The sequence below is a fragment of the Paenibacillus sp. FSL F4-0100 genome (genome assembly GCF_037993005.1).
In the GTDB taxonomy this organism is placed as follows: Bacteria; Bacillota; Bacilli; order Paenibacillales; family Paenibacillaceae; genus Paenibacillus_AQ.
On record NZ_CP150303.1, the window covers coordinates 2,805,270 to 2,818,837 of the forward strand.

The window sequence follows — 13,568 nt, forward strand, 5'->3', positions numbered from 1 at the left end:
CGCGGGTCCGGTCGAAGACATCATTATAAAGCAATTTTGTGAATAAGCACTTTGTTTCCGCAGGAAACAGGTGCTTATTCACACCGCTTTGAAAAGTATGATCTGGTTATCGCCGACGAGATGGGATACATCTCTTCCGACAAGGGAGGTTCAGAACTGCTGTTTACACATCTTTCACTCCGAGCGAGCCGCAAATCTACCATTATTACAACAAACAAGTCGTTCGAGCGCTGGGGGGGGGAGATTTTTCAAGACCCTGTTATGACTGAAGCTATGATTGATCTTCTGACGTATCAGTCTTACATCGTCTATATGAGTGTCAACTCATATAGAATAACGGAAACCAAGGAATGGCTGCAAAAACAGCAGCTGCCCTAATGCTATATTTTTTGTTCAAAGTGGTCGGAAATTAAATGACCACGTGGCTGGATTTTCAGTTGAGAAATACAATCTGGGATGCGGCAGCTTTACACCTTATTTATGGTTTCAGTCCTCCTCTTTGTGTCCTCTATTTAAACTAACCTCAGTTGCAGCATTTTGTTCTGCCATTAATCTGGAAATGACTTCCTCTATAAAAATAAAGAAAACAGTCCGAGTTTTTTCGAAAGCTAATAAACTATTACTTTGGGTATATTTAGTTAAATAAAATATATTATCAATATCTAAAGCTAAAGAGTTGTCATACTCCTCTAAAATTAGCATTATTTCAGTCCCGCATGGCTTTACTGAATTGAATAAATCGTTGAAAGAAGCAAACTTTCCGGTTACTGAAAAAACAATTAAAAGGGTTTCTTTATCAACTAAATTTTTGGTATAAGTTTCACTTTGTGATACATATATACTTTTTTCTGAAACAAGAGCGAGCTTATATGAAAAATATTCTGCGCAAATAAATGATGGTCCTAGTCCGTACAGAACAATTTTATTGTATTTATTGTAAATCTTCAAAAAATTATCGATCAAAACTGGATTGAAGTTTTCTATAATTTTTAGAAGTCGTTCAAGCTCAGTTGACTTTTTAATACTTGTTGGAACAATTTGCTGTCCTCCAAAATGCTGCTTATACTGTTTGAAATTTTCAAACCCTAACTTTCTTACAAATTTCGATATTTGGGATGGAGAAACATTACCTAAATGAGCTGCTTCCAATATTTTAAGATTGTTATTTTGTTTAAGAATTTCAGTAATTTTGTTATGGACAGAAAGCTCCAGTGGACTCAATTTGTTTATATTGATATTTAACATATGTCCTTCTTTCCAAATATTCTAAAATTAATATGATGGTATGCCACACTTCTTCTTTTTCAATTTCATCTTATATTGCTTAATTTAAAAGTAGCAGCCATGATTGTCAAGTGAGTAGACAGCTTTTCTTTACTTATATAAGCGATGGATTTTATGCAATTCCCTGACCCTTCGCTCAATGTATAACTTTCACATATTTTCATATTAAACCCCCAATTATATCGAGAAATTTTCTATAAAACAGTAAATTTTATCACTTTATAAGAAAATTTCGTTGATTTCGATTTCCTTATGTGATAATCTGTGTGAGAAATCAAATAACGATGGGTAGGTGTAAACTTGAAGAATGATATTAAGGATTTTTCACTGAATTTTTTTGGCCTAAAAGGAAAGGCTGCAGTTATTACAGGAGGAAATTCAGGACTCGGGCAAGGCTTTGCGCTGGCACTTGCGAAAGCAGGAGCAGATATCTTTGCAGTTAGTATTGCTGATGATAATGATGAAACTAGAAAAATTATTGAAGCAGAGGGCGTTAAGTACCATCTTATGATTGCAGATATTACTCAAGATGGTGTCTGCAACGAAGTTGTGGAAGAGTGTATTAGAACCTTTGGAAAAATAGATATTCTCATGAATAACGCTGGTATTTGTATTAATGAACCAGATGTAACGAAGTTTACAAGAGCTCAATGGGATAAAATGATAGCGCTTAATTTAACAGCTTGTTTTGAATTATCGCATGAGGCAGCTAAGTATATGATTCCACAAAATAGCGGAAAAATTATTAATACCTGTTCTTTGTTCTCTTACCTTGGGGGACAATGGTCACCGGCATACGCTGCAAGTAAGCACGGATTGGCAGGGTTTACTAAAGCCTACTGTGATGAATTAGCTCAATTTAATATACAAGTTAATGGTATTGCTCCTGGATATTTTGCTACTGAACTTACAACGGCGACAAGATCGAACGATGTAGCTAATCAGCGTATTTTAGATCATATCCCTGCAAATAGATGGGGGAATATTTTGGACTTAATGGGTACGGTAGTTTTCCTAGCTTCAGAAGCTTCAAACTATGTAAATGGCACTTTAGTAAATGTTGATGGCGGATACTTGGTGAGATAAGATAAAAGTTTTAAATAAAGGAGAATGAGATACTATGAATAAAGAACAGTTGCTACAAAAGTTGGAGTCTATTATTTCAGTTGAGCAAATAAATACAAAAGATGAAGCGCTTTATGATGCGTCTGCAGATCGTTATAAAAAATATGCAAAAGCTAAAAAAGTTCTTGATGTTCCGATTCCAATAGCGATTGTATATCCTTACTCAACAGAAGAGGTGAAATCACTTCTAATGTTCTGTAATGAGCATCAAATTAATGTTATTCCTAGAAGTGGAAAAACAGCTACAGAAGGCGGGCTTGAAAACTGGAAAGATAAAACTTTAGTAATTGATGGATCGAAAATGAATAATATTATTAAAATTGATCCTTATAATATGCAAGCAACTGTACAAGCTGGTGTAGTCCTGCAAACGTTAGAGGATGAGCTGCGTAAAATTGGTTACACTACAGGTCACTCTCCACAGTCCAAACCGGTAGCACAATATGGTGGATTATTAGCAACTAGAAGTATTGGCCAGTTTTCAACTTTGTACGGCGCTATTGAAGATATGGTTATAGGGTTAGAATGTGTATTTCCTAACGGACACATTTCCAGAATAAAAAATGTTCCAAGAAGAGCTGGCGGGCCAGATATTAGACATATTGCCATTGGTAATGAAGGTACGCTGTGCTATATAACAGAAGTTACAGTCAAAATCTTCAAATATTATCCTGAGAACAATGGTTTCCATGGGTATCTAATAAAAGATGTTGATACAGGTATAAATATTTTGAGAGAAGTGATGGTAAACGGATTTAGACCTTCGGTTGCTCGCGTCTATTCTGAAGAAGATGCAAGACAGCACTTTGCACATTTCTATAAAGATAAGTGTGTTTTGATTTTCATGTCAGAAGGACCACAGAGCATTGTAAAAGCAACTGTAGAGGGAATTGAAGAAGCTGTTTCTAAATTCAAAGATAATGTAATTGAAAAGGTGGAAGACCGTTTAATTGAAAATTGGTTTAATCAATTGAATTGGACGCAACAAACCATTGATAATGAATTCCAGGAAATGATTGATCACAGCAAACATGATGGATTTACAACAGAAGTATCTGCAGACTGGGAAAACATTATTAAGATTTATCACAATGTTATGAATAGAGTGAGAAATGAGTTTGATAGAATTGAAGACATAACAATGCTTGGCGGACACTCCTCCCATAGCTATATTAATGGAACAAATATGTATTTTGTATACAACTATAATATTAACTGTGCGCCGGAAGATGAGCTGAGAGTTTATCATCACCCAATTCATACTATTATTATCGAGGAAACATTAAAGCTCGGAGGTTCAATGTGCCATCATCATGGTATTGGTAAATATCGTACGCAGTGGACTGAAGATGAGCATGGTTCAGCTTACTATATGTTAGAAAAACTAAAAGAAGCATTTGATCCTAATGGCATTATGAATTTCGGTACAATATTCCCTCAAGAGGAAGGTATGAAATTCATTAAGGGAAGAGACTGAGGTGGCTTTTGTGAGTAGATATGTAATGGGAATTGATAATGGATCACAAAGTACTAAAGTGGCTATTTATGATTTGGGTGGAAATGAAGTTGCTTTTGGTTCGTATAAGTTAAGAGAAATTGAATCTCCTGAGCCAGGCGTAGCCTTACATCCTGAGGATGATTTATGGGACAGCGTGTACGGAGGAATCAAAAATTGTCTGGCCAATTTTAAAGGAGATCCTAAATTTATTGTTGGAATTGGTTTATGTACAATAAGATGTTGTCGTGTTTTATTAAATGAAGAGGGCCATCTAGCTTATCCCGTGATAAGCTGGATGGACTCTAGACTAAATCATCCATATGAACATACAGATGATTTAGTCAAATATGTAACGACAACTTCTGGATATCTAGGCTTTAGACTAACAGGTGAATTTAAGGATACAGCTGCAAACTATGAGGTTAATTGGCCATTAAACCGCGAAACATTAGATTGGTTCAATGACGATGAAATCATGAAAGCAAACGGCTTGAAAAGAGAGATGCTATTTGATCTCGTAAAACCGGGGGATAAGCTGGGAGCCTTGCGCCCAGAACTGGCTTCTGAATTTGGTTTGAACAATGACATACCTGTAATAGCGACAGCAAATGATAAGGCAGTTGAGGTTCTGGGCTCCGGAATTAAGGACGAAGGATCCATTATGATTTCACTTGGAACACTTATTTCCTCTATGCTGTATAGAAATGATTACTTTGAAAATGCTCGTAATTTTTTCCCTACACTCGCATCCATTCCATTTAAATATGTTTATGAATCATACGGAATACGACGCGGTATGTGGACAGTAAGTTGGTTTAAAAAGCTAATTGGCGAAGGGCTTGTTACTCATGCCGAGGAAATGGGTGTGTCCGAAGAGGAATATTTGAACGTTAGAGCACAAGATGTGCCTGTAGGCAGTGATGGACTTATTACCATTCTCGACTGGCTGCCATCATCATCTTTCCCATATCGAAAAGGGATTATGATAGGTTTCGATCAACGCCATACAAAATACCATATTTACCGTTCAATATTGGAAGCGATTGCATTCAGTATAAAAAATAATATCGATGAGATGTTAGAGGAAGTAAAGGTCGAGTTAAATGATTTAGTTGTAATAGGCGGTGGCTCTAAGAGCGATTTGCTTATGCAAATTATAGCTGATCTATTTGGTTTACCCGTTTATAGACGTAAAGGCAGCAGCAGTGCATGTCTAGGAGCTGCTATATGTGTGAGCCAATATTTATCCGTTTATAAAGGTTTTGATGAGGCAGCAAGTAAAATGGTTAAAACCGAACGCACTTTTTTGCCTAATGCAAAAAACCACGAATTTTATAATCAAATAAATAATAATATCGTGAAAAATGTGAGAATGCATACCGATGAAATTTTGAAACAAACATATCCAATCTTTAAATAGAAGGGAGTTGCAATATGGAAACGAAAAATTATAGCAGATACTTTCAATTTTTTCTGATTATTTTGGCCGCAGGATCCATTTATCCTTTGATTTATTTAAAAACCAATTATCAAGAAACTATTTTGGAAGTTTTCGGTATATCCCTTGTAGATTTAAATGGTATATTTTCGTTTCTGGGTGTCGCTTTTATTTTGGGATACTTTCCAAGCGGTTGGCTAGCTGACAGATTTTCCTCCAAAAAGCTAATATTCATATCACTTTTGGTTTGTGGACTTACTGGGATTTGGTTTGCACAGGTTCCTAGCTATCCAATAGTTATTGTTATATTTACAATTTGGGGGCTTTTCTCCGTATTCACTTTTTGGTCAGCGCATTTAAAACTTGTTAAGCTTATTTCAAAAAAAGAAGAAGAAGGACGGTTTTTTGGCGCATTAGATGGAGGAAAAGGGATTGTTGAGGCTATTTTGGCTAGCATAGCCATATTAATTTTTTCGAGCATATTGGGCACTAGTACCGAATATATTCATAAAAAAGAAGCACTGCAAGCTGTAGTCTATATGTACTCAGCTGTGCTTATATTGGTCTCCATACTATTTTTAATTTTTGTTAAAGAAGACAAATCGTCTATTAGAAAAGCAGCGTCTTCATCTAATTCAGAGAACAAAACGAAATTTGATATTAGAATTTTTAAACAAATATTTAATAATAAATTTGTATGGTTGCTAGGCGGCATCATATTTACGTCCTATATTGTGGCATGGTCTGTTTATTATCTAGGCGGATTTTTGCAAACTAATATCAATATTGATGCAGCTACAGTAGGTCAAGTGACCGTTATTATGCTTTGGATGCGCCCAGTTGGTGGGTTTTTGGGTGGATTTCTGGGGGATAGGTTTGGGAAGAGCAGCATCTTAATAGCGGCTTTGGGGATGTCCACAATCCTTCTATTTGCGGTAGCGCTTTCACCTATTGCCTTACCTCATATGTATTATTATATTCTGATAGTCACTACTGGCTTATTGGTTTATATCATTAGAGGTCTGTATTGGTCATTACTGGGGGATTGTAATATAAAAGAAGAAGTTTTAGGTCTTTCGATTGGATTTATATCTTTCTTGGGCTATTTACCAGATATTATAATACCATTCGTCAATATTTACTTCTTTAGCACTTACGGAGATAATGGTGGCTATAATGCATACTTTATTTTCTGTGCATTGGCAAGCGTAGCTGCGATCATGATTACAGTAATCTTTAAAATAAATGTGAATAAAAGAAATAAACGTATGATTGGAACAGCAGAATTAAATACTACTGGTTAAAAGAATGTTTACTATAAGCGCTCGCGTAATTGGTCGGTGATAAGTTTACCGTCAATGACGTGAGCGTTTGTACTTTTGACACATTACAGAGTTATTATGCTCGGCTTAATCTCGGAATAATGGAAAAGTGGGCAGCCGTCTCGCCCATCTTCCGATACCCGACCTCGTCGATGATGAGCAGATCCGGCTTGATGAACATCTTGATCTTCTGCTTGATGGTATTCGTCAAATGGAATGCTTGCTGGTCGGGCGGGATCAGTCCAGATTGACGGCCAAGGTAGCGGCGACGGTTGCGGATGTTGTGTATAGCGGAAATTTGCCGCGCGGGGTGTTTCATATTGAACAAGGGTTTGAATTAGCGAGTATGAAGGGGTGGTTGGAGGAAGAGGCAAGCCTAGAGGTATGGCGGGATGGGGTGAAGGGGATTATTTAGGCCACCTTCTAAAGGCACTGATTAGATGTAAAGCCTCTTCTGCTTCTATATATTTGTATTTTTCGTCTACATATTCTTGTCACTTTACCTGCTGATTGTGGCGCTTCCGCTAATCTACATCTTAAGCTCCTATGTGAGTACTAGCAAGCCGTCGTATCGGGGAAGGTATGGCTGTTTCGTTAATAGATATCGGGACTATTTCTAATCAACAATAATATACAAAATTTCCTTATCCGTATGTTATATTAAAATCAGAATATTCAAAGGAGGATTATTGCATGCGGCAAAAAAGATGGATTTGGGTACAAAATTTGAGGGAAATCGCATCATTGACCCTATAAACTGCGTATTCCCCTAAATTTACGGGGGCAACTACCAAGTGGAAGAGATTACTCAACCAAGTCAAAAATTACGGATCACAAATTTGAAAGGCGCGTTTGCCTGGCTGGGATTTTTGGTTTTTTTCAGCGTTTTGAATGAAACGGTGTTTAATGTGGCACTCCCGGATATCGCCAGACAATTTCATGTGGAGCCATCGACAGCCAATTGGGTCAATACAGGCTTTATGCTGTCTTTTGCCATAGGTTCGTTTGTGTACGGAAAAATATCGGATCTGTACGGGATCAAAAAAATGCTCATTATAGGCATCGTAACGTACGGCAGTGGGTCTATGCTGGGATTAGCGGCACATGCCTATTTACCTGCTGTGATTGCGGCAAGATTTATTCAGGGGGCAGGAGCCTCTGCCATCCCTGCGCTGGTCATGGTCATGATTGTGCGTTATTTCGATGCAAAATCTCGTGGAAGAGCTTTTGGTCTTATAGGATCGCTGGTTGCAACGGGCGAAGGAATCGGGCCTGTCATCGGAGGCGTTGTTGCCCATTATGTGCACTGGTCCGTGTTGTTTGTATTTCCTCTTATGACGCTTGCAACGATTCCGTTCTTTTTAAAAGTGCTGCCGGATGAAACCGAACAGAAAGGGAACGTTGATGTTACGGGAGCAGCTCTGCTCTCCGTTGGCGTAGTGCTATTTACCTTGTTTACGACCCATGAACATTGGATGTATTTGTCTGGCTGTTTAGCAGCGCTCGTATTATTCGCCGTACGGATCAAGCGGGCCTCAAATCCATTTATCGAACCCTATTTATTCGTAAGGAAGAAGTTCATCGCCGGAACGATCTCGGGCTGCGTCATTTTGGGCATAGTAGCCGGATTTCTGTCCATGGTTCCTTATCTGATGAGAAGCGTCCATCATTTGTCTACGGACATGATTGGCGCGGGTATTATATTTCCTGGTGCCATGAGCGTCATGCTGTTTGGCATGTTAGGGGGGTTACTCGTCGATAAGAAAGGTCATCATTTTGTGTTCTATATAGGAGCCCTGATGATTATCGGTGGTTTTTTAACCATGGCTGTGCTGGCGGATCAATCACCTTGGATTGTAACAGCTATGCTGATTTTTGTATTTGGAGGCCTTTCATTTGTGAAGACGGTGATTTCAACCGTCGTTTCCGATTCTCTGGAAGAGAAAGAAGCGGGAGCAGGGATGGGAATGCTTAATTTTGCATGCTTCTTATCGGAAGGGATCGGAGTCGCAATTGTAGGAGGCTTGCTTTCCAGGCGATGGCTGGATTTCCCGCTTCTTCCGATGTTATGGAATGCTGAGGCAGACTTGTACAGTAACTTGCTACTTCTGTTTTCGTTGGTTATCGTAGCTGGAAGTATGATCTATACATTGGCTTTTATCGGAAAAAGAAGCAGCCAAATCTGACGCCTAGAAGCACATATGTGATCCAAATCCCGCTCTCTCTTGTAACAACGGAGAGAGCGGGATTTTTGGGTAACAAGCCTTTTATACGTCATGGTTAGCTGCCACTTCTGTATTGACTAACTCACGGATAACACCTATATTGTACGAATAATAAATGGAAGGAGTTGTATTAATTAAAGAAAAACTGCATTCCAGTCTAATTTGCTGCCAGAACTAAATATTGGGGGAGAGCAATGAGGCGTAAACGAACCAATTCTCGCTTATTCTATCAATTTCTACTGTCGCATGTACTGATTTTTGCCATACCGTTCATCATACTTAGCAGTGTCGTGTATTATAATGCGGTCGTACGATTCAAAAGTGAAATTGAGGCATCCAATGTATACAAGCTGAACCAGGTTAAGAATACGTTCGACTTATTGGCACGCGGTCTGGACAACACGGCCTCAAGGATTTCGATTGACTCCGAATTGACTCCATTCGTAGTGAAGAGCGGGAAATACAAGGAAATTGAAGCGGTAGATGAGCTGGGCAAATATAAGGCAAATAATACGATAGTCGATGAAGTCGCGCTTTATTTTCATGGGGATGAGCGGCTGTATACTTCGTCCGGAATCAACTCATTCGATACATTTGCAAAGCGTGTATACGGATTTAGTGACCTGGACGGGATTCGCCTGGACGAGGAAATGAGCCGACTTCAGATCCCAGAAATCCGTCGTATCCAGACTACGGTCACGGGCAGCAGCCAACAGCAAAACGTGCTGATGTATATGTTCCCGATTCCACGCAATAGCCAAGCGCCTTACGGCACGGTTAGCTTCTTCATTCGTGAATCGATGCTGACCGACCTGGTTGGTCCTATTTTAGGGGACTTTAATGGTAGCGTTTACATTTTGGATTCCAAGGACAGCATTCTGGCTTCAAGAAGCCACGAGAACGACCTGACAGAACAGGATGCTAAACAGTTACTTGTTTCCAAGACCCAGGATGGCATTCATGATGCCAAGCTAGGCGGCGAACATTATTCTCTAATGCAGGCTAAATCAAAATGGACGGGTTGGTCTTATGTCATCGTTATGCCAACCGACCAGTTTTTGGGAAGGGTACTGGAAATGCGGACCTTTGTATTGCTCATTTGTGGTGCAGTTGTCGCCTTCGGGATTCTGATCGCCGTCCTGCTCTCGACTAGACAATATCGTCCGATCCGGATCATTGCAGACTATGTACGGACTTTACAAGTATGGACGCATGGAAACGATAACCGCCGCCATAATGAGCTCGACTTGATCCGCGATTCCGTTCAGGCTACGCGCGACCTGATGAAGAGAATCGATGAACAGCGTCCGATTGTGCGTGAGCAGTTTTTCGTCCGACTGATATTAGGTTTGATCAAGGATGAGGAGGAGACGATAGCTTTTTTGTCTCGGGAAAATTTGTCGCTTCCCGAAGAGAACTGCTTTGTGACCGTTATCCCGATGGACGGGAGTGAGTATATATCCACGCAGAACCGGGAAGAGCTGCTGCGGTTGCTGTCCGAGATATCCATGACGGATGCAGTTGGGTATGGAGTGGAACTCATACCAGATCAGTCCCTCGCCATCCTGATTAGCACGGGCTGCAACGAATCATGTCTGCGCCATGTCCAAGAGGAAATTGCAGGCGAAATTGCTCGGCTGTTCGAGCACTGCTGCGGGTTTCGGCCAACCGTGGGCGTGGGCAGCCCGGTATCCGGGCTGATTCATGCGAATCGGTCTTACATTGAAGCTTCAGCTGCTATGGAGCAAAGTGGTCGGATTCGCAAAGGGGAGACCGTATATTTCGCTGATATGTCCGAATGGCAGGAAGGCAGTGAATGGTACCCGATCGAAGAGCAAATCCGCCTTGTGCAAAGCATGAAGCAGGGAAACAATGCAGCAGCCAAAACCGCGCTGGTTAACATCGTGCACGATTTAGAAGGAAAAGAAGTATCCTTGTTTTACTTCCGCTGTATGAGTTTTGATCTGATTAACACGTTCCTTAGAACGATGAATGAACTGAAACTGAGTATTCCTCAAGAGTATCGGAGCCATTTGGCGGAATTTACGACCTTGAAACAACTGGATGCGGGGATGACCGGACTCATTGACCTCATATGCGATTATGTGCAGGCCAATAAAGAAAGCAAGAACACCGCCATGGGAGCAGAGATTTTCCAATACATTGAGCAGCACTACCAGGAATATGACCTGAATTTGGAGAAAATCGCCGATCACTTCCAGATGTCCATTTCCTATTTCAGCCGTTACATGAAGGACCAGACGGGTTATACGTTCACCGAATATGTTACCCATCTTCGCATGGAGGAGGTCAAACGGCTGTTAAAGCACAGCGATCTGGCGATTAAAGATATTGTTGCCAGCGTTGGCTATTCGGACGTCTCCAATTTTATGCGCAAATTTAAAAATACAGAAGGTATAACGCTTGGGCAATACCGGAAACTGTATTCGTGAGTACAAAGCGGTAAATCTTCGTATAGTCTTTCGATAAAACGCGTGTTTCTACTCGAAATTTTCGATTCGAGAGAACGCGCTTTTTTTGTCCATTAGCTTGGGGTCAGGGGAGAGGTAATCCTTAATAAGGAGGGCTGATACAGAATTGTAAAGAATCGACAAGCCACAGCAAGAATAACAAATTTACACGAATCCGCCTTGTCATGGCAGGCAATGTAAAAAGTAACAACCCCAGAACAATATCTACAGATTTACGATTACATCTTCGAACAGATAGCATGAGATTTATTAACTGTGGTTCACAAGTTCAATTTGAGAAAGGGGTTGGTTGGTTCATGACAGCCAAGACACTGCTTGCTGCCAAAAGTGCGGAACGCGGGCTCAGGAAAAGCAGATGGAAGTCGGTTCTCAAAAATTGGGAGTTGTATATATTCGTTCTGCCCACGATGGCCTATTTTATTGTATTTCATTATTTCCCGCTGTATGGCCTGCAGATTGCCTTCAGGGATTATGCCCCCAGTTCGGGGATATGGAACAGCCCATGGGTTGGTCTTGAGCATTTAAGGCGTTTTTTCGATTCTTATTATTTTTGGGATCTGATCGGGAACACGGTTGGCATCAGTTTGTATGAAATGATCGTTGGGTTTCCGATCCCGATTATTATCGCGTTAGCGCTTAATGAGCTGAAGAACGGGGCGTTCAAGAAGTGGGTGCAGACCGTAACGTATGCGCCTCACTTTATATCCGTCGTCGTTATGAGCGGCATGATTATCGCCTTTCTGTCTCCGGGAACCGGTTTAGTCAATTTGGCCATCAAGGCTTTGGGTGGAGAACCTGTACAATTTCTGGGCGAACCGGGCTGGTTCAAGTCTGTGTTTGTACTCTCCGGTGTATGGCAAAGTATGGGCTGGGGGACGATTATTTACCTGGCGGCGCTGGCTGGAGTCGATCCCCAGCAGCATGAAGCGGCGATGATCGACGGTGCCACCCGGATGAAGCGCATATGGCATATCAATCTTCCGAGCATCCTGCCTACGATGGTGATCTTGCTCATTCTGAACGTAGGGAGCTTTATGTCCGTCGGGTTTGAAAAAGTATTCCTGCTGCAAAATCCACTGAATTTGGAGTCGTCAGACGTTATCTCCACATACGTATACCGAAGCGGGCTTGTGCAAGGCCAGTTCAGCTTCTCGGCTGCGATTGGCTTGTTTAACTCGGTCATTAATTTCATACTGCTGCTTACCGTTAACCGGATCGCCAAGAGAGTAAACGAGACAAGTCTATGGTAAAGGAAGGTGGATAACAACCATGAAAAGGAAACTTAGATCGGACAGAGTGTTCGAAATCATCAATTTCATATTTCTGTTCTTCATCCTGATCATCGTCTTATACCCGCTCGTATACGTTATCAGCGCTTCTATCAGTGATCCTGTCTATGTGAATCAGGGGACGATGTGGCTTTATCCCAGAGGCATTACGTTTGAAGGGTATCAGCGGGTGTTTCAAAATCCGGAGATTTGGTCCGGTTACAGAAACACGATTTTGTATACGGTTGCAGGAACAGCCATCAACCTGCTGTTTACCGTTCCAGGAGCCTATGCGCTCTCCCGCAAAGATTTGAAAGGCCGCGGGATTATGATGGGCTTGATCGTGTTCACGATGTTTTTCGGAGGCGGACTGATTCCATCCTTCCTGCTCGTCAGCTGGCTTGGAATGCTGAACACCGTGTGGGCGCTGCTGATTCCTAATGCAGTTGCAGTCTATAACCTGATTATTTGCCGCACATTTTTTCAAACCAATATTCCGAAAGAGCTCCAGGAATCCGCCGAAATCGATGGCTGCTCCAATACCGTTCTGTTTTTGAAAATTGTGCTTCCGCTCTCTGCTCCGATCATCGCGGTCATGGCCCTTTATTATGGGGTGACTCACTGGAACAGTTACTTTAGTGCGATCATTTACTTGAAGGACCGCAGCTTGTATCCGCTTCAATTAATATTGCGTGAAATCCTCGTACAGAATCAGATGAACGATACGATGCTGATGACTGGAGACGACATGGAAGCGATGGCCAAACAGGCCCGGATTGCCGACATCATCAAGTATGCCGTCATGATCGTGTCCAGCTTGCCGATTATCGTCATCTATCCGTTTATGCAGCGCTTTTTCATGAAAGGTGTGCTGATTGGCTCCGTCAAGGGTTAACGGGACATCTGGAATTTCACA

The 13,568-nt window shown here is 41.1% G+C and carries 12 protein-coding genes; 10 read left to right on the forward strand and 2 right to left on the reverse strand.

Annotation, left to right across the window (positions count from 1 at the left end):
- Nucleotides 1-51: 51 nt before the first annotated feature.
- Entirely contained in the window at nucleotides 52-378 is a 327-nt protein-coding gene (locus tag MHH48_RS12520; protein WP_306023784.1) for an ATP-binding protein, read from the forward strand.
- A 108-nt stretch (nucleotides 379-486) separates the two neighbouring features.
- Here the strand turns inward: MHH48_RS12520 and MHH48_RS12525 are convergent, their stop codons facing one another.
- Nucleotides 487-1,245, reverse strand: coding sequence for an SIS domain-containing protein (locus MHH48_RS12525; protein WP_076321079.1), 759 nt, complete (start codon nucleotides 1,243-1,245; stop codon nucleotides 487-489).
- 339 nt (nucleotides 1,246-1,584) lie between these two features.
- Between MHH48_RS12525 and MHH48_RS12530 the strand changes: the two genes are divergently transcribed.
- The 4 genes from MHH48_RS12530 to MHH48_RS12545 are packed head-to-tail and all read left to right on the forward strand — an operon-like array spanning nucleotide 1,585 to nucleotide 6,649.
- Nucleotides 1,585-2,370: an SDR family NAD(P)-dependent oxidoreductase gene (locus MHH48_RS12530; RefSeq protein ID WP_144023407.1), complete on the forward strand. Its 786-nt coding sequence runs from the start codon at nucleotides 1,585-1,587 to the stop codon at nucleotides 2,368-2,370.
- A 34-nt stretch (nucleotides 2,371-2,404) separates the two neighbouring features.
- Nucleotides 2,405-3,886 (forward strand): FAD-binding oxidoreductase, encoded by a 1,482-nt coding sequence (locus MHH48_RS12535; protein WP_076321080.1) that lies wholly within the window; start codon nucleotides 2,405-2,407, stop codon nucleotides 3,884-3,886.
- 10 nt (nucleotides 3,887-3,896) lie between these two features.
- Nucleotides 3,897-5,327 carry an FGGY family carbohydrate kinase gene (locus tag MHH48_RS12540; RefSeq protein ID WP_076321332.1) on the forward strand — a complete coding sequence of 477 codons (1,431 nt, stop codon included), beginning with the start codon at nucleotides 3,897-3,899 and terminating at the stop codon, nucleotides 5,325-5,327.
- Between the two features lie 14 nt (nucleotides 5,328-5,341).
- Nucleotides 5,342-6,649: an MFS transporter gene (locus MHH48_RS12545; RefSeq protein WP_076321081.1), complete on the forward strand. Its 1,308-nt coding sequence runs from the start codon at nucleotides 5,342-5,344 to the stop codon at nucleotides 6,647-6,649.
- Between the two features lie 94 nt (nucleotides 6,650-6,743).
- On the opposite strand, the gene MHH48_RS12550 is transcribed toward MHH48_RS12545, so the two are convergent.
- The gene (locus MHH48_RS12550) at nucleotides 6,744-6,878 is read right to left on the reverse strand and encodes an ATP-binding protein (protein WP_256720403.1); all 135 of its coding nucleotides are present in this window, start codon (nucleotides 6,876-6,878) and stop codon (nucleotides 6,744-6,746) included.
- Here MHH48_RS12550 and MHH48_RS12555 point away from each other — a divergent pair, their 5' ends adjacent.
- From MHH48_RS12555 to MHH48_RS12575, 5 genes are all read left to right on the forward strand, one after another.
- Entirely contained in the window at nucleotides 6,879-7,082 is a 204-nt protein-coding gene (locus MHH48_RS12555) for a hypothetical protein (protein ID WP_256720404.1), read from the forward strand.
- 388 nt (nucleotides 7,083-7,470) lie between these two features.
- The gene (locus MHH48_RS12560; protein ID WP_076321334.1) at nucleotides 7,471-8,853 is read left to right on the forward strand and encodes an MFS transporter; all 1,383 of its coding nucleotides are present in this window, start codon (nucleotides 7,471-7,473) and stop codon (nucleotides 8,851-8,853) included.
- A gap of 233 nt (nucleotides 8,854-9,086) precedes the next feature.
- A complete protein-coding gene (locus MHH48_RS12565) occupies nucleotides 9,087-11,345 on the forward strand; it encodes a helix-turn-helix domain-containing protein (RefSeq protein WP_076321082.1) in 2,259 nt (752 codons plus the stop codon).
- A gap of 335 nt (nucleotides 11,346-11,680) precedes the next feature.
- Nucleotides 11,681-12,634, forward strand: a complete 954-nt coding sequence (locus MHH48_RS12570) for an ABC transporter permease subunit (RefSeq protein ID WP_076321083.1) — start codon at nucleotides 11,681-11,683, stop codon at nucleotides 12,632-12,634.
- A 10-nt stretch (nucleotides 12,635-12,644) separates the two neighbouring features.
- Nucleotides 12,645-13,547 carry a carbohydrate ABC transporter permease gene (locus tag MHH48_RS12575; RefSeq protein ID WP_076321084.1) on the forward strand — a complete coding sequence of 301 codons (903 nt, stop codon included), beginning with the start codon at nucleotides 12,645-12,647 and terminating at the stop codon, nucleotides 13,545-13,547.
- The last annotated feature ends 21 nt before the right edge of the window (nucleotides 13,548-13,568 follow it).

What these genes read in the sequence shown, in the direction of transcription:
- MHH48_RS12545 (WP_076321081.1), top strand. Translation starts at nt 5,342, where the DNA reads ATGGAAACGAAAAATTATAGCAGATACTTTCAATTTTTTCTGATTATT.
- MHH48_RS12525 (WP_076321079.1), bottom strand. Translation starts at nt 1,245, where the DNA reads ATGTTAAATATCAATATAAACAAATTGAGTCCACTGGAGCTTTCTGTC.
- MHH48_RS12570 (WP_076321083.1), top strand. Translation starts at nt 11,681, where the DNA reads ATGACAGCCAAGACACTGCTTGCTGCCAAAAGTGCGGAACGCGGGCTC.
- MHH48_RS12535 (WP_076321080.1), top strand. Translation starts at nt 2,405, where the DNA reads ATGAATAAAGAACAGTTGCTACAAAAGTTGGAGTCTATTATTTCAGTT.
- MHH48_RS12555 (WP_256720404.1), top strand. Translation starts at nt 6,879, where the DNA reads ATGGAATGCTTGCTGGTCGGGCGGGATCAGTCCAGATTGACGGCCAAG.
- MHH48_RS12565 (WP_076321082.1), top strand. Translation starts at nt 9,087, where the DNA reads ATGAGGCGTAAACGAACCAATTCTCGCTTATTCTATCAATTTCTACTG.